Origin of the sequence: Paenibacillus piscarius, assembly GCF_022234545.1 — a bacterium.
Taxonomy (GTDB): Bacteria; Bacillota; Bacilli; order Paenibacillales; family Paenibacillaceae; genus Paenibacillus_AQ; species Paenibacillus_AQ piscarius.
The window spans coordinates 37435-55275 of record NZ_JAIEUI010000026.1; the positions used below are offsets into that span (position 1 = coordinate 37435).

A 17841-nucleotide genomic window follows, 5' to 3' on the forward strand; every position below is an offset into this window, starting at 1 on the left:
TGAAACAAGAACAGGGGGAATACTTGGTGAAGTTGTTGAAACGCACAGTAGCGGTAATGCTCACCTTAATCATGGTATTTCTGTCCACCTCCGAGAGCTTCCATGCTCTCGTTGAGGCGGCCAGCAGTACCAAGACAACCATGATCCAGAATGACTTTATTAAGGTTACTGTGGATAATGAGACGGGCCGCTACGGCATTCGCACTGTCGAAGGCCAGCCGATCCGCAAGAACGATAACAATGTGAACCTGCTGTTCCAGGGAGATGACCCGGAGACGTCGTTCACGACGTTCCGGATCGATGGAACCGATTATATTTATGGTAATAAATACAAGTTCGACTCCAGTCATTATTCAGAGACCAGTGCACCTAAAGTGGTCGAGAATTCAAATGGCACCAAGCAGCTGGAGATGATCTGGAAGATTAAAGGCGTAGAGATCAAACAGATTCTGATGCTCTACACCGACAGCAAGGATGCTGTGAATTCAGGTAATGTCAACATCCGTTATGAAGTGAATAATAAGAGCGGCGCGCAGGTACAGATCGGCAGCCGGATTCTGCTGGATACGATGGTCGGCGGCAACGACGGTCCGCAATTCCAGATTGGTACAGCCTACAAGTCACCACTGCAGGTGGAGCGGAAGCTGGTCCATAATCCGGAGGACGATCCGGGCATTCCCTTTGAGGACAGAGCGTACTTCAAGATTCCTGCTTATTGGGTGATGCGCGACAAGCTGGATCTGACGAATCCTCAGGCAACCAATGTGGTAGCCTACGGCTTCAATAACTTTGCTGAACAGAATATTAATATTGTGGATGAGATGATTGTTGGGCACTGGAACGGTCTGGCGAATACGAAATGGGATTATAAAGTAAATCCCAACCTCGACTTCACCAGAGACACCAATGATTTCGGTACAGCGGATTCTGCGGTTGCCTTCTACTGGAACCCGGAGAAGCTGGCACCGGGAGGCTTCCAGAGCTTCGAGACGGTATACGGTCTCGGTGAACTTACAGCCCCGGATAAAGTATTCTCGATCCGTTATGTAGATCAGGTACAACAGCTGGCGACAGCTCCGCTGGGAACGGGAGAGACCGTTCCGTCGAAGTATGCGGATAACGGAGTCTTCACGATTACGGCCGAAGTAGAGAACCTGCAGGCCTACAATATGGAGCACTCCAAGATCGAAGTGGAGATGACCCTGGAGAGCGGCCTCAGCTTCGTCAGGCAGAACGAAAAAGGAGAAGATGTCCTGGATGCCAGCGGGAATCCGGTCCTGGAGAATGCCCGCAGCAAAATGCTGGAGTTCAAAAAGTCAGCCACACCTGATGAAGCGGCTATGGGCATTGAGCCGAAGTACAAGCCGGGGGATGCGATCTCCGCAAGCTTCCGCGTTCAGGCTAAAGGCAGACCTTGGCCGGTTACCCGGGAGTATATGATTTCGGCTAGAAGCCCGGAAACACAAGGTAAAATCGAAGGCGTTAAGGATGAAGGCATCAGGGCCCAGTATGAATCCACGCGGACTAACTTCATTCTGCTGCCGCCGGTAGGGGAAGCGACGGCGACATATGCCTACTCACTTGCACCGGCAGAGCTGTACAGCACAGATGTGAAATATGTGACGGTCAATCTGTCGAATATTGAAGCTTACAATACGGGCAATGCAACGACTGCTCCGAACTTTGACTTATACCTCAAGAATAAAGCAAATGGTGACCGGTATAAGGTCAATGTCCAGGATGCGGTGGTGATGCAGCCGACCGATGACGGATTCTCCGGCGCCATGCGGATCACGTACCGTGGCGGTGACAAGGTGGATTCAGGCGGCAATGTGCTGGAAGCCGGGCTTGGACCTGAACTGCCGCTGGGTGAATACCAGGTGGAGATTGATTACAAGGGCGATGCCGGCGGGGATGAGGAAGTAGCGGCACTCTATGATATGACGACTCCGCAATCCTTCCTGGTTACCGATAATAACGACACGCGTATCCGTGAGGCCGGAGTAATGGCCGTCTACAAGGAAGCTGTGGATATCAGCGGTCTTGCGAACGGCGCTACGGTAAAGGATGAGCTGCTGGATCAGCTGAACTCTCTGTTCCCGGGCAAGCCTTTCAAGGACGGTTCGTTCCTGTACAAGGCTGTTACCGAGTATAAGAAAACCAAAGCCTTGTTCGGAGCAGCGAGCAAAGCGGTGGATCCGAAGTTCGACATCAGTGAATTCATGGATGAAGAAGCACTGAAAGAGACTCCAATGTATGCTTACAAGCTGTTTGCAACGGAAGAGGACTTCGAGGAATTCCAGGAAGAGGCGGAAGCCAAGGACCCGGAATTCGACCGTGAGATTCTGGTAACCATCCGCGGGATGATCAAGCAGGTTGGCACAGGTGACGAAGAGCAGGTCATCGTGGATACCAAGACAGAACCGGCAATTATTAATGATGCTGTAGCTTATACAGGTAAAGATCTGTCTTTTGTACGCGGTAAGCTGGACATCTTTGGAAACACCCTTCCCGGCGATCTTCCTTTCCTGGATACCTTGTTCATCAAGGGCGAGGGAACGCTGAGCGTAGCGAGCAGCGGGTTCGTCTTCCATAAAGGCGAATGGACCCTCGACTTCTTCAACGGCTTCAACAAGTCGCTTGGAGAAGAAGACTTCGATCCGGAGAAGGAGCAAGAAGAGGACGAAGACAAGGATGACGACAAAAAGGATGAGAAAGGCAATGACGGCAACCCGGAAGACGATACACAGAACGGCAGCTTGAAATGGGCGGTTGGCGGTGTAGGCGACCGGTTGAATCCGCTGCGCCAGATCATGATTGAGGATGTGTACTTCAACAAGCAGTCTCTGTTCGGGGCACCAAGCTTCTCGATTGACGGCTTTGGCTTCTCCTTCAATGACTTTATTCTTAGAGAGAATGGGATTTCCTTCGGCGGCTCGCTGTCCCTGAAGATCATTAACTCCGAAATTAAGAATGTTATCTTCAACAGTGCCGGCTTCTATGGCGTCGATGCCTCACTGGGCTTCGATCTCAATCAGGAAATGGGCTTGTTCGGACCGGATAAGAAGAAGGACGCGGATAAGAAAAAAGGTCCGGATGCTCCAAGCGGCAAGGTAACGATTAAGCATGCTGTGCAGGGTGGCGGCGTAGGCAATGAATACGGCCTGGAGTTCGCGGCACAGCTGAAGAATATGATGGGTGTGGAGATTGAATTCTCACTCAAGAAAGTAAAAGACGGCCGGATTCTTCCGGATGTCATTGCCTTCGGGGCAGAGCTTCCGAAGCCGGGTATCCTGGTCACAGGTGCAACTTACCTGACCGCTGTGCGGGGCGCAGTGCGTGAACTTGCGGACACGATTGCCGGCGGCACGGCAGAAGACCCGTTCCCGTTGACGATTCAGGCAGGCGTAGGCATGCGGTTCGGGATTGCTCCGGCGTATTTCTTCGGCGATGTGGATCTGACGGTGAAGCGTACCGGCCTAAAGGTGGAGGGCAAGCTTGATTTCGCTGCCAAAGCCGATGCGGAGAAGGACGACCGGCTTCCAATGCTGACCAAAGCGCTGCTTGAGGCGCAGTGGGTAACCCCATGGTTCGTGCGCGTGGAAGCAGAGATGGATATCGGCGGATGGGACATCATCATCGGGAAGGCGGGTATCTTCGTCGGACAGAATCTGGAGAAGAACCGCACTGATTTTGAAGGCTATATCAGCTCGAAGGTGCAGATTCCGAATGATGTACCGGTGGTCGGCGGCATGCCGCTGTCCAGTATGTTCCTTGGGGTCAACAATGATAAGGTCTGGGGCAGCATCGGTATTCTGTTCATCTCCCTCGGCATCACCTATTACTGGAGTGGAGGCATTGAATTCGGTACCTCTACAGATCAGCTGCCGGAAGGCATGATCCATCTGGTGGTGGATGATCCTGAGCTTGGACCGCGCCTGATGGTGATTGGTGCAGGGGTGCAGACACTGGCTACTTCCAAGGTGGTTACCGAGGAAGAGAATCAGGAAATTATCTACCGTGAGGTAGAAGAAGGCGTCAAATATGTCGAGAACGGATCAATCAATGTCGGCGTAGGCGGCATTACAGTCAAGAACGGCGGCAGAATCCATGAGATTCCGATGGACGGCGTAGCCGGCAATGCAATCATTGAGATGGAGTACAGCAGCAAGGACATGCCGGAATTCAAGCTGCAGGATGCTTCAGGCAAGAATTATCCGGTGAAATTCGATAACACGAACACGGATCCTACGGCAAATGCTTTTACACAATATATTCCTGCAAGCTATAAAACGGAGAATGGATCCAAACTCAGCAGTGAAGTGGACATTCGCAGAGCATATATTATTATTCCTGAGAATGAAGCCACAAAGGGCGGCACTTGGAAGCTGACAGCCGTCTCAGCAGTTGATACCAAGCTGCTTAACGTTCCTACCCTGCCTACTCTGGGTGAAGTCAACCTGGCGAAGGACAGTTCGGATGCGAATAAGTTCACAGCCTCCTGGAAAGTGGCTAACGCAGCCGAAGGCGATACAGTGAACCTGTATCTGGCTGAGGATGCGGTGACAAACCGCAAGGAAATGCTGAATGGTCAAGAGATTCTGCAGACGGGTGATCCGGGTATGCTGATCGCCAAGGATGTACCGGTCGGAGCAGGCGGCTCGGTCAGCGGCGGAATCACGAGCGGCAGTAAAGTGATCGACGTCACCAATGTAACACTGATGGGCAACCCCGAGGATATCCGCGGGCTGCTCAGACAAGGCAATTACTACCTGCGGGCCGAGCTGACATCCAGCTCGAACTTCGGGACGAAGACTTCCCCGCAGCGCTTTGAAATCATTGATCCGCTGGCACCGCAGAGTGTCAGTGATGTCAAGGTAGAGCCTGCCGGCAACGGCCTGTTCTCACTCTCCTTCAAGCCGGGAGCGAAGAAATCGGGACACAGCGGCTTCGAGCACAGCTACGTGGTTGATGCGAAGCTGGATGATGGCAGCAAACTGGGCGAATATGCTCCGTTTGGAGAGCTTTTGTATACCGAGCAGGAGCTTAAGCCTTACTGGAATGCCTCCACAGGCAAATACGAAGGTCTGTTGATTGGCGGCTGGAAGGCTGTATCTACAACAGATGAAGTCTACAAGGGCAGCCTTGAAGGCACAGTGCTTGATCTGAGCAAGGTGAAATACGTCGGACTTCAAGAGAATAAGAAGTACGTCATCGGCGTCACTTCAGCAACGGTTCCAACTGAGGATGCCGACAAGCATCAGAACTATCATTATGCGGAACGGCGGGATAGCAGCAGCACCTTGCTGCCGGTTCCGAGTCTGCCGAATCTGACGGTAATGAGTTCATCGGGGACGGTAGATGCCTCCTCCGGGAACTACGTGAACCTGTTAACGAATGAAACGAAGCAGAAGCTGACGCTCTCTTCCAAACAGTCCAATGTGACAGTGGAAGCATTCTATGCTGACAAATCCATTGCGACAGTAGCTCTGAAGAACAAGGCTGGCGGCGGAAGCGAAGGCATCCTCAATCTCGACCAGTTCCAGACGGATGGGCCGTATGCGATTGAACTGAGAGCCAGAAATACGGTGACTAAGGATATCTCAGTGACCATGCTGTATCTGACTGTAGATACGATCGCACCGGTGCTGTATCTCACAGAGCCGGTAACAGGTGAGCGGACGGCGAACGGTGAGATTCGTGTAGCCGGAACGACAACTACAGGCACCAAGCTGAGCGCAGTGTATACCGTGAGCCAGCTACAGCCGGACGGGAAATATAAGGACGTTGAGATTCCTGCTCCGCTTACTGTGGATCCATTGACTGGTGACTTCAAAGGCAGTGTGCAGATTAACTCAGCTGCCCCTTCCGTTTCCCTCAGCATTGTGGCTAAGGACGAGGCGGGCAATCAGAACACAGCGGTTGTAGATATTACGAATGCCGGCTTCAAGGTACCGGTTGCCCTGGTTCTGAAGGGAGCGGAGACGCTGACCCCGGGTGCAGCGGGCCAAATCCAGGCCTACCTCAAGGTGTCGGATGGCAAGGATGATAACGGCAAGCCGAAGTTCAAGGAGGAGCCGGTTACCGGCAAGGATCTGGCTAATCTGACTTATGAAGTTGCCGTAGGCGATGCGGTATCCCTGTCAGCACAAGGGAATGTTACTGCACTGGCTACAGGCTCCAGTCTGATTGAAGCCGAGTACAAGGTGTCCGAGGGTGTTACGCTCAAGGGCATGGCGGTGACGACTGTAGCTGTACCGGAACCGAGTGAACTCGGTACTGTACAAGCCGTATCCTCTCCGATTAGCGGAGACAGCAACCGCACGAAGATTACGGTGACGTCCGCCGGGGATATGACCGGACAGCAGATCGCTTACAAGGTCTTCTCGTCCAATCCGGCAGAACTGAAATTTAATGACAATGTAAGCTCATGGAGTCTGCTTCCGCTTGATGGTATCGTGACCGCTCATCCGGGTGCCATCGTCGTGCTGGCTAAGCGTACCTCCCTGGACAAGCTGGTTAAGGCTTCCGGCAGTGTTCCTGCATCCGTCTGGACCAGCAGTGGCTCAGCCGGTGGCGGCGGAGCTGGCGGTGGTGGCGGAGGCGGCGGTGCCGTGCCGGGAGTTGTTGAAGAACAAGCACCGGAACAGGCAGCTGAGGTTACCGTCAACGGCCAAGCCGTGAAGACAGAGTGGAATGGACTTACAGCCATCGTACACATTACGGATAAGGAAGCCGTGGCTGGCAGCGACCTCATGGTAAGCTCCACCGATCCGAATGCCAAAGCATTCAGTATCCGTGTAGACCAGAGTGTGGTTCAGCAGCAGCTGACCGCAAAGAAGAAGATTGTGATTGAAGTTCCAATGGGACAACTGGTCATTGCTCCTGAGAATCTTGCAGGTGTAACTGCCGGACTTACCATCGGTATTGGTGCCAATAGTAGTGCCGATCAACAGGCGATGAAGGCTATCGCCGATCAGCAAGGCTTCACCCTGATGGGGGCAGGTCAAGGTGCAGCAGTCACTGTGAACCTGCCGCAGGCCAGCTGGACTCCGGCGCTTGCCGCCAAGATCGCGATTCCTGCGCCGCTTGCGGCCAAGGAGATTACGGCCATGGTGCTTAAGGACAAAGACGGCAACTGGACAACCGTACCTTGGAAGCTGGACAGCAGCGGTACGGCAGTGGATGTGCAGCTGACTGGTGAAGGCAGCCTCTTCTTCATCCGCAACGAGAAGACCTTCAAGGATATGCCTTCAGGCTGGGGTAAGGAAGGTATCGCAGCGGCATCAGCCAAGCTGTTCGTGCTAGGGAAATCTGCGGAACTGTTCGATCCGGCAGGTAAAGTGACCAGAGCAGAGTATCCGACGATCCTGCTGCGCGTTACAGGTCTGATGAACAAGCAGGCAGCTTCGGCAGGCTTCAGTGATGTCAGCGGCAGCAGCTGGTATAACCGCAGCGTCTCCATTGCCGCAGAGCTGGGCATTGTCACCGGTCTTGCAGGCGGCAAGTATGCGCCTAAGGATACGCTGACACGGGTAGAAGCGATGACAATGCTCGGCAGATTGCTGAATCAGGTCAATCCGGGCAGTGAACTCAGCGAGACCGAAGTTACTTCGATCCTCAGCGGCTTCATTGACAAGGACAAGGTTCCGGCATGGGCCAGACAAGCAGTAGCAATGAGCATTAAGAACGGCATTATTCTCGGAGAAGGCAACAAGGTGAATCCGTCCAGTCCGCTTACGCGTGAGCAGGCGGCAGCTATTGCCATCCGGCTTGATCAGTTCATTACAGCCAACCAATAACCGGGATGTGCCCGTTCGCTCGTAAGCGGGCGGGCACACTCTGCTGGGAAATCCTTTAATCACAATACTATTCAGGTGGTGTCAACATGGCTTTGAAGCGAAAATCATGGATAGGTTATCTAATAGCACTGGCGGTAATTGTAGTTGCCGCAGTTGCCGGGGGCATCATGGCCAAGGCTGATCCGCAGACCTGGGACAGCGCGGCCAGGACCGAGTGGTACGTGCCAACGAATGATACCTTCAAAATTAAGACTGCTGCTGAACTAGCGGGTGTAGCCAAGCTCGTTAATGAAGGCACTGTAAACGGACTTAGCGGTAAAATTATGGAGATTACGGACGACCTGGACCTCTCTGCTTACCAGTGGGTGCCCATCGGTACGGCCGAACATCCCTTCCGGGGAACTTTAATCACGGAAGGCGGATTAATCAAGAAGATTTACGGTTTGAACGTAGTGGCGAACCGTTCTTACCAAGGCTTGGTAGGGAATATGCAAGGCGGTACAGTAGGCGGCCTGAGTTTTGAATCAGGCACCATCTCTGTGACCGGAGTAACCTATGATGTCTATGCCGGCTCTGCCGTAGGTAAAATGAGCGGCAGCAGCATTGTGTTTGACATTACCAACAAGATCAATATCACTTCGGATGCTTCCCCGTATCACTCCTACACGGGCGGTATTGTCGGGATGGGCGAAGGGATGATCTCGAACTCAATCAATAACGCAGCGGTGACAGCGTATGGTTCAGCCGATGTTGGCGGAATGTTGGGCTATGGCGATTCGAGAGGCATCATCATCAAAAAAGTGGTCAATAATGGAGCGGTTCTTGCCCAGGGGACGGACAACTCCGTGCTCACCGCAGGCGGGATTGCAGGGCACACCACAGGACCGCTTAGTTTAAATGATGAAGACACCCCAATCATCAATACGGCTTCTGTCACCATCGCTGGCGGGAATCAGGTTGCAGCAGGCGGCATTGTCGGTAAAGTAGACAACACCGTCGTGTTCTCCAACATGACTACCAATAATGGTGCAATTACCGTTAATGCAGCAGCGGCAGTGAACTCGGCAGCCGGGGCGCTGGTAGGCGCGACAGGAACAGTGGCCAGCCGTGAGGTTTCCATTACGTTTGTAAATACCGCTCCGGTTACCAATAACGGTGGCAAGAACGTATATACAGGCGGGATTGCCGGATATACCGGCAGCACATTCACCTGGACGCATCCTTATGTGAATACACAGAAGGTTACAGCGACCGGCTCAGAGAATGTTGCTACCGGCGGATTTGTCGGATACGCCGCAGGCGGGCTGGTGACCAGCAATGCTACGGCTGGGGTATTCGGGAATAGCGAGCTGATCTCGGTTAACGGCGGCACAGGCGTCTATACCGGCGGGATTGCCGGTTACGATGCAGGCGGGAATATCACCCAGACTTCTTCCACAGGCGAACTGAAGGTAAAAGGTACTGCGGATGTCTATACCGGCGGTACCGTGGGTTACGAAATCGGCGGAACCATTGCATCGTCAGTGACCGGCAAGACGGAAGGACAACCTCTGGCTATCACTTCTGATGGTACAATCGGCGGAATCGCCGGCTACCTGGAAGGAACCTTGAATAATTCTTCTATTAAATATGCAACGCTGCAGGTTACTTCGGCTGGCGGAGTTGTCGGCGGGATTGCCGGTAACGCACAGGGTACAGTAAGCGGAGTTACTGCCGGAGATGCTGAATCAGCAGGCTACAGCACTTTGGTGCTTCAGGCTGCAGTAGCGGATGCGGCAGACGGGCAGGACAATATCGTGTTCGGCGGACTCGTGGGTGTGAACACCAAGCCGCTGACGCTGACCGGCGGTAAGTCCTCGCGGATCAGCTTCCTGAATGAAGCCGGAAGAAGCGGGTATACCATCGGCGGCGCCGCAGGCAAGCTGACAGCGGATGCGGTCATCGGATCTGCAGCTGTGCCTGTGCAAGTGCAGGATATCCATACCGTGCTGAAGGCTGATAAGGTAAGCTTCGGCGGCGGTGCAGGGCATAACTCGGCTGCCCAGTTCAACGGGCACACGAATCGTATTAAGATCGAGGCTACAGGTACTTCGGTAAAAGCAGGCGGCATGTTCGGTGAGAACCATTCGGCCGCAGCCGCTCCGTTCAATCATGCGGAGTTCTTAGTCATCACCGCAAGCGGTGCAGACAACCAGCTCGGCGGGAATACAGGCTTCAATGCCGGACAGCTGGTTAACGCTACGGTGACTCAGATGTATATTCAAGCCAGCGGTGTCCGCGCTGAAGCCGGCGGGATTGCCGGACATTCGGAAGGGACAGAGACTCCTGCCGCACGTGCAGGAATTACATCCGCTGTGCTGAATTTTCTCGGGACGGATCCGATGATTACGCTGACAGCGGCGGATGCCAAAGCGGGAGCAATCGTTGGGGCTGCTGCAACAACAGATATTACAACACCTGAAGTGAACGTGGAAAATGGCGCCCTGATGATCATCCAGGCGCAAGCGGCCAAGCCGTCTGTCGGCGGCCTGGCGGGTATGCTTACGAACAGCAGCATCAGCAGTGACAGCAAAAAGGTCAACGTGGAGAATATGCTGATTCTGGCAGAATCAGCGGCTACAGATGCCTATATTGGCGGGATTGTAGGCTACAATGAATCCTCCAGGCTGGAACGACTGGTGGGTTCAGCTGTGAGTCTGACCCTTAATGCCCCGCGTGCTACTGCAGGCGGGGTGGCCGGATATAACCACGGCAGTGCTACAGGCATTATTGTGGACACTTATATCAGCGGTCTGAATCTGAAGGCGAACAACGGGGCAGTGTCCTCTTATGTCGGAGGCATTGTGGGCCTTAATGCGGCCCAGAGTATTGATCCGGTGCTGAATCCTGTGACCTCGGTCAGCACGATTCAGAATACCCGGACACTGGGGACGGTCTCAGCTACTTCCGCCAATGCTATTGTGGGCGGGATGGTTGGTGAGAACCGCACGCTGATTGCCAACAACAGCATTACCGATAAAATCTCGGTGATCTCCAGGGGCAATTCCTCCATCATCGGCGGTCTGGCCGGAGTGAATACGGCATCAGGAACTCTCTATTACACGTATTCCAATGCAAATCTGACGGTTGAGGGTACAGGTACCCATGCCGGCGGTCTGGCAGGCAGCAATGCCGGTGCAGTCATTGGCTCTTATGTAGATATTGATGTGACGGGCAATGCCCAAGGAACATCAGGCGGTTCGGTATATCTGGGCGGACTGATCGGCAGAAATACAGCCGGTACAGTGGAGCAATCGTATTCTGTCTCTAAGGTAACCGCGAACAAAGCCTATACCATTGTCGGCGGTCTGATCGGCGAGCTGTCGGGCGGGACTGTCAAGAACTCTTATGTAGCGAAAAGTGTTACCGCTGCGAACAACAATTCTTATGCGGGCGGCTTCGTTGGCCGGATTACTGGCGGTAAAATAAACAATGTCTACTCAGCAGCAGAGGTAAATGTAGCGGCGGATAAGACGGCTTATGCCGGCGGCTTCGCCGGACGATATGATAATGCAAGTAAAGAGCTGCTCTATAAATCCTACTATATTAAAGACGAAGGCTTGAACATCAACCGTGACCTGCCTGACTTCGCAGAGGGCAATCACCGCTGGCTGAATGTGCATGTCCGGCTGACTACCATTCTGTCGGAGACGCTGAAGGACAGAACGGTATTCCCGGGCTTGTCGGGCTGGGATTTCGAGGGAGCCTGGAAATACGGCTCGCTCAGTGCGGCCTACCGTTACCCTGAAGTCAACCGCATTGCCAATACCGGCGGCGGAGACAACGGTAATAACGTGAATGCCAATATCAACTGGTACACGAAGGATAAGGATGCGATCGGCTTTGAGATCACCTCGGAGGCTGAGCTGGCCGGTCTGGCGGGAATTGTTAACGGCACGATTGCCGGTGTAGAGCAATTCAGCTTTAAGGACAGAACCGTGACCGTGATGAGTCCGATCCACATCCAGTCCAAGCAATGGGTGCCTATCGGCGACAAGGAAGCGACTCCTTTTGAAGGAACATTCGACGGGAAAAGCCAGCTGATCGACGGCCTGACGCTGCAGCCGGTCTATACGCATTCCGGACTGTTCGGAATCATTGGAGCGAATGCTACAGTGCAGAATATGAATCTTGAGCCCCTCACGGTTGCCGGTAACGGCTACACCGGCGTGCTGGCCGGAACGAACCTGGGTACAGTCAAGAATGTGGACCTTAAGCTGCTGGACGGCGTGAAGGTCAGCGGCGGCATTGTCGGCGGCCTCATCGGCCAGAACTCAGGCACGGTGGCCGGGCTGCAGCTAACGCTGGACGGCGGAAGCCGGATTGAGACGGTCGCTGAAGGCGGGATTGCCGGCGGTCTGATCGGTGACAACACAGCGGATATTACAGCTGACACTTATGTCATTCACGATAAGGACGGCAGTGTAGGCAGTGCAGCTGACCATGCTGTTATCGGCGGAATTATCGGGGTACAGAACGGGAATGTGACAGGTCTAACCCTTGAGGTGAATTCCAGATACCGTATTGCCTCCACAGGAATGGACAGCACTGTGGGCGGAATGGTTGGACATTACCAATCCGGTCAGGCGCAGGATCTGACGGTAAGCTTTGCAGACGGAACGCTGGAAGCACGGGGGCTTGACTCCATCCTGGGCGGAGTGATCGGCCAGTCGGATGGAGGAAACCATATCCGGAATGTGACCGTCACCGGGACGGGAAGCGGCGTACAGCTGACGGCCAATGGTACAGCCGGTGGTGTGGTAGGCCTGAAGGAAGGCACACTGCACGGAATGCCGGTCCGTTCTGTAAATAACGGCAGCAGCTTCGATATTGAACATGCCGCAGTGTCAGGCGTGAAGCTGGCTACGACCGGCGACAGCTTGAAGGCTGTGCTCGGCGGGATTGCCGGATCGGCTTCCCGGACAGCAATCAATGATGCCAAGTTCAATGCTGCTCTTACGGCCGCAGGTGAAGTAATCACTGCCGGAGGGATTGTTGGAGTCAGTGATAATTCCATCATCTACAATGCAGATTCGTCACCTGAGCTTCAGGCGGCAGCGAAGAGCGGTGAGGTTGCCGTCGGCGGGATCGCCGGAACAATCGCTGCGGACGATATCAATCAAGGCTTTGATTTTGGCAAGGCGTATCCGCTGTATAAAGGGATTTACATTGCCAAGGTCCATGACGGCCAGATCACTGTTACCGGAACAGACCATCGTGCTGACCTCTATGCGGGCGGTCTGACCGGCAAGAATACGGATGCCTCCATCTATAGCTCCGAAGTGGCCTCCGGTCTGAAGGTAACCGGCGGCAATACCGTGAGTGCAGGCGGAGTTGCCGGATACAGTAACGGTATCATTGTGGACACTATTGTCAGAAGCGGTGTGAACGCAGATAACAGCAGAGTGATCAATGCCGGCGGGCTTGCCGGCTGGGGAGACGGCGGCGAGATTCATTACAGTAAGGTGATCTCCGGCTCCGGCCAGTCCATCACTGTCGGATCAGCGGTTACCTTGGGTGAATCGGTACCGAATACACGCGTCGGCGGCGTTATCGGAATGGCCGATCATGTCCTGATTACGAATACCCATACGGATATTCCGGTAGTGATCACAGACACCAATCAGGATAATACGATGTATGCAGGCGGTTTTGCCGGACTCCTGGGTGAGAACGGTACGCTTGCCGGACAGATTCAGAAGTCTTATGCGACAGGCAAGCTGAATGTCAGCGGCAGATTAGGCTCTTATGTCGGTGGCTTCGCGGGTTCTGTAGATCATTATTCGATCACGGATTCCTATGCCTCCGGTGACATCAGCAATACCGGCTTCGACACACGAAGCGGCGGCTTCGCAGCCTCCGTGGAGAGAAGCGGCAGCATCAGCAAGTCTTACGCCTTGCAGAATAAGCTGTCTACAGTCGGAGTGAAGTCTTCGACCCGTTCGTATAACGGCGGCTTCGCCGGTTATAATGACGGGACATTAACCAGTGTCTATTCCAATGTACCGCAGATTAATGTGGCGGTAGCGGGGAACAATGTCTCCACAGGCGCACTGGTCGGCTATAACTTCCGGGACGGTAAAATCATTAGCTCATCCTACACAGGCACTCTTTCTGCTGTAGGCCGCAACACAGGTGCAGCCGCAGCCGCCGTAAGTACAGCAGCTGTTGACCCGCTGAGTTCAGGACTCTGGAGTATTGATTATGACACTACCTTCCTGAACGATCTGAAGGATGCAACCATTACAGTGCAGACTCCGCTGCAGCTTGCAGGGGCAGTCATGTTCTATAACGAGTCAGGATTGAATTATTACAAGCTGTTCAACAGAACGGCTGAAGACAAGCCGCAGCTGGCAACGATCCTGCTCGGCGCGGATATCGACCTTGCCGGACTCTTCTGGACGGCATTCGACAGCTTCACAGGCGTATTCGACGGCCAAGGCCATGCGCTCAGCGGACTGTCGCTGAAAGCCTCCGGCCAGCAGACCGCCGGCTTCATCAAGGATAACCGCGGGGAGCTGCTGAATGTAAGCTTTACCGGAGCGAATATCTCCGGCGCAGTGAATGCAGGGGTTGCAGCCGGAATTAACCACACAGGCGCAGTCATCCGTAATGTGAAGGTAAGCGGCTCCGTAACTGGCAGTGCTGCTGCCGGCGGAGTAGCAGGCGTGAATCAGGGCACTCTGGAGAAGGTATCGAATGAAGGAGTAGCTCTTGCCGAAGCGGGCCGGATCGGCGGTATTGCCGGACGCAACGCCGGAGTCATTCACCAGGCCGTCTCAAAGGGCAATATTGACGATAAAGCTACACTCGCAGCAGGCGGAATCGCCGGCGAGAACAGTGCAGAAGGCACGATCACCGAGTCCATTGCCTATGGAGATGTCCGTGTGGCTTCGGCCCAGGCGATCGCCGGCGGGATCAGCGGTCTGAACGCAGGGGAGATCAAGAACAGCTACTCTGCGGGAACGATCATTGCTGAAGGGATGTCTACAGCATGGGCAGGCGGTATTGCCGGTCTGGCGGAGAGCGGGTCCATTACTTCTTCCCTGAACACCGGAGAAGTGAAGGCTGCTGTGAAAGGCAAGATTCAGCCGCTGCAGGCCTTCTTCGGTGGCATTGCCGGACAGAAGGCGGATCAGGCCACCATCAGCCAAACCTTATTCAACAGACAAATGCTGAAGAATAATATTGCGTACTACAATCTGAATGGCCAGGCAGTAGCAGGAGGCAGCAGCAATGCGGTGGGGCTTACGGGAACAGAGCTTACCGGCGCGGATCTGCCAGCAGGCCTGGATGCCGGAAGCTGGACAGCCCAGAACACATTCTATCCGGTGCTTCTGGCCTTTAACGGAACAAGCGAAGGGACTCTGGCTTCAGCCGCTGTTATCCTGAACCCGCAGGATCTGATTAACCGCGTGGGTTCGGCATTCCACTTAAGCAGCGGCGCAGCCCTCTCCTGGAGCGCTGATCCGTCCAAAGCTGTAGTGAACGGTACAACCGGCAGCCTGATATCAGGCGGCAGTGCAGTACTGAAGGCAAGCGCAGGAGGACAGAGCAGAAATATTACTATCAATACCGCTGCATTCCAGTACCCGAGTCCGGCATCAGCACCGACTGCCGCACCTGGGGATAAGAATTTCACCAGCGAAGTGAAGGTTGAACTGGTAACAGGCGAACAGGGCGGCATCATCTACTATACGCTGGACGGCACACAGCCGACTGAAGCCTCGATGCTGTACAGCGGAGCAATTACGCTTAAGAGCACCACGACAGTGAGAGCCATCACAGTAGTAACCGGCAAGGAATACAGCCCGGTTGCAAGCTGGACCTGGACACTTGTAGAACCTAATCCGGGTCCTAATCCAAATCCTGGATCCGGCAATGGCGGCGGCGGTGGCGGTCCGATAGCACCGCTTCCAAGCCCGACACCTGCCCCGGCGGCTCCGGCGATCACTGCAATTGCCGGTACCTCCACGGTGACTGGTGACAGTGAAGCACCGGTCAAGATCGCTAAGAACAGCAAGCTTGTGCTGACGGCTCCGGAAGGGCAGACGATCTATTACACAACAGACGGCAGCATTCCGACGACTAAGAGCACGAAATACACCGGTGAGCTGCTGATTACCAAGAGTATGACGATCAAAGCGATTACGGACAAAGACGATAAAGTCATTACGATTGAGTATGTGGTGGAGAACGCCAAGTACAGCCTGAAGAGCAATAGCGGAGAGATCAAGTATATGGCAGCCTATCCGAACGGCCTGTTCATGCCAAACGCTGCCATTACCCGGTATGAGCTGATCCAGTCTCTTGCACCGCTGCTTGATATGGAAGAAGTAAATGTCGGCAATCTGTTCAATGATGTCAATGCCGAGAATGAAGCCCTGACCGGATTCTTCGCTTCGGCCGGCATTATTGAAGGCTTCCCGGATGGCGGCTTCGGCGGAACGAAGGGCCTGACCAGAGCCGAGTTCTCCAAAATCATGACCACCGTTCTGAAGCTCGACGTAACTGAGACAGGCGTAACGAAGCAGAAGGATATGCAGGGACACTGGGCAGAGAAATATGTCAACGCCCTGTCGCAGGCAGGTTATGTGCAAGGCTTCCCTGACGGAACCTTCAAGCCGGGAACACCGATTACCCGTGCACAGGCTGTTGTCCTGATCAACCGGATTGCCGGCACGAAGAAGCTGACGGTAACGGCTGTACGGTTCAAGGATGTTCCGGCTACCCATTGGGCTTACAAAGACATCATGTCGGTGGTGAAATAACAGAAATTCATAGGTAGAGGAGCAACGCGGATGAAAACAAAGCTGCTTGCCGTGAGCCTGATCTTCTCGCTGATCGTAGCGGTGCTCTTCAATGAAGGCACGACCAGCGCTGACACGATAGGCGTGTATAATGCCGAGCAGAGCTACGCCATGGCGGGTGATGCGATCTTCTATCTGCGTGTGCTGAAAAACGACGGTACCGCAAGCTCTACCGGGACAGGAATCATCCTGTCCCCGGGCGGGACTGCAGCAACGGCGTATCACGTGGTGAAAGGCGGACAGCGCTTTGAAGGGGTCATGGCCGATGGAACGGTCATCAGTCCGATCAAAGTGACCAGGTTCGACGAGCTGAAGGATGTTGCCGTCCTGGAGCTGCCCAGTCCGGCGGCGATGAAGCAGAAGGGCAATGCCTATCATTATCTGCCGCTGCGCAAGGACAAGCTGAAGCATGGTGAGGCTGTATATGCCCTCGGCTACCCGCTGAAGAACACAGCGATCATCACGGAGGGCATTGTCAACACGCCGGCAGCCGACATCAATGGCAGAAGCCGGATTCTGACTTCGGCCCAGATTGCCAGCGGCATGTCAGGCGGTCCTCTGCTGGATAGCCACGGCGAGCTTGCCGGGATCATCTCCGGCTCGCTGCGGACGATGAACAATATCCATCTGGTAGTTAACATGGAGGATCTGCGCAGCCTGCTGCCGGCATCCTTTCAGTAAAATAATATGAACTGTAGCTGTCCCTACAGCGTTTGCTCAGCAAGCGCAGGGGCAGCACTTTTTTTAGGGAAATAAGCATTCCGTTAACAGGCAGGTCCCCGTATGGAAGGAGGAGGAACCCGGGTGATTAAGGCTTATTTGCTGGATGTGAATGAGAAGGATCTCTATAAGCTGTCATCCATGCTGCAGCATACAGGCAAGATAAATATAATTGGCATGTCGGCTTATCCCGAGAATGTTGTGGACCAGATTGTGCTGCTGCACCCCGATGTGCTGTTTCTGGATCTGCAGCTGCCCGGCCAACAAGGCGTCGTTGTTGCCGAGCTGGTGAAGAAGAGGCTGCCGGATATTCAGATTGTGGTGGTCACAGAGACGAAGCAGCATGCCCTGTGGGCCTTCGACCAGGACGTTGTGGATTATGTTCTGAAACCGCTGGAGGAGGTCCGGCTCAGCCAGTCGGTGGAACGGCTGCGCGAGGGGAGCTGAAGCTGGCAGCCGGAAGCGGAAAG

General features: G+C 54.2%; 4 protein-coding genes. All 4 read left to right on the plus strand.

Going from position 1 to position 17841, the window contains the following annotated elements:
* Positions 1-26 precede the first annotated feature (26 nt).
* The 4 genes from K1558_RS28480 to K1558_RS28495 all read left to right on the plus strand — a co-directional run bounded on the left by K1558_RS28480 (position 27) and on the right by K1558_RS28495 (position 17818).
* Positions 27-7802: an S-layer homology domain-containing protein gene (locus tag K1558_RS28480; RefSeq protein ID WP_238655363.1), complete on the plus strand. Its 7776-nt coding sequence runs from the start codon at positions 27-29 to the stop codon at positions 7800-7802.
* A gap of 86 nt (positions 7803-7888) precedes the next feature.
* Positions 7889-16612: a chitobiase/beta-hexosaminidase C-terminal domain-containing protein gene (locus K1558_RS28485; protein ID WP_238655364.1), complete on the plus strand. Its 8724-nt coding sequence runs from the start codon at positions 7889-7891 to the stop codon at positions 16610-16612.
* Between the two features lie 30 nt (positions 16613-16642).
* Complete coding sequence (locus tag K1558_RS28490) at positions 16643-17332, plus strand: S1 family peptidase (RefSeq protein WP_238655365.1); 690 nt, start codon at positions 16643-16645, stop codon at positions 17330-17332.
* 123 nt (positions 17333-17455) lie between these two features.
* The gene (locus K1558_RS28495; RefSeq protein ID WP_238655366.1) at positions 17456-17818 is read left to right on the plus strand and encodes a LytR/AlgR family response regulator transcription factor; all 363 of its coding nucleotides are present in this window, start codon (positions 17456-17458) and stop codon (positions 17816-17818) included.
* Positions 17819-17841: the final 23 nt, after the last annotated feature.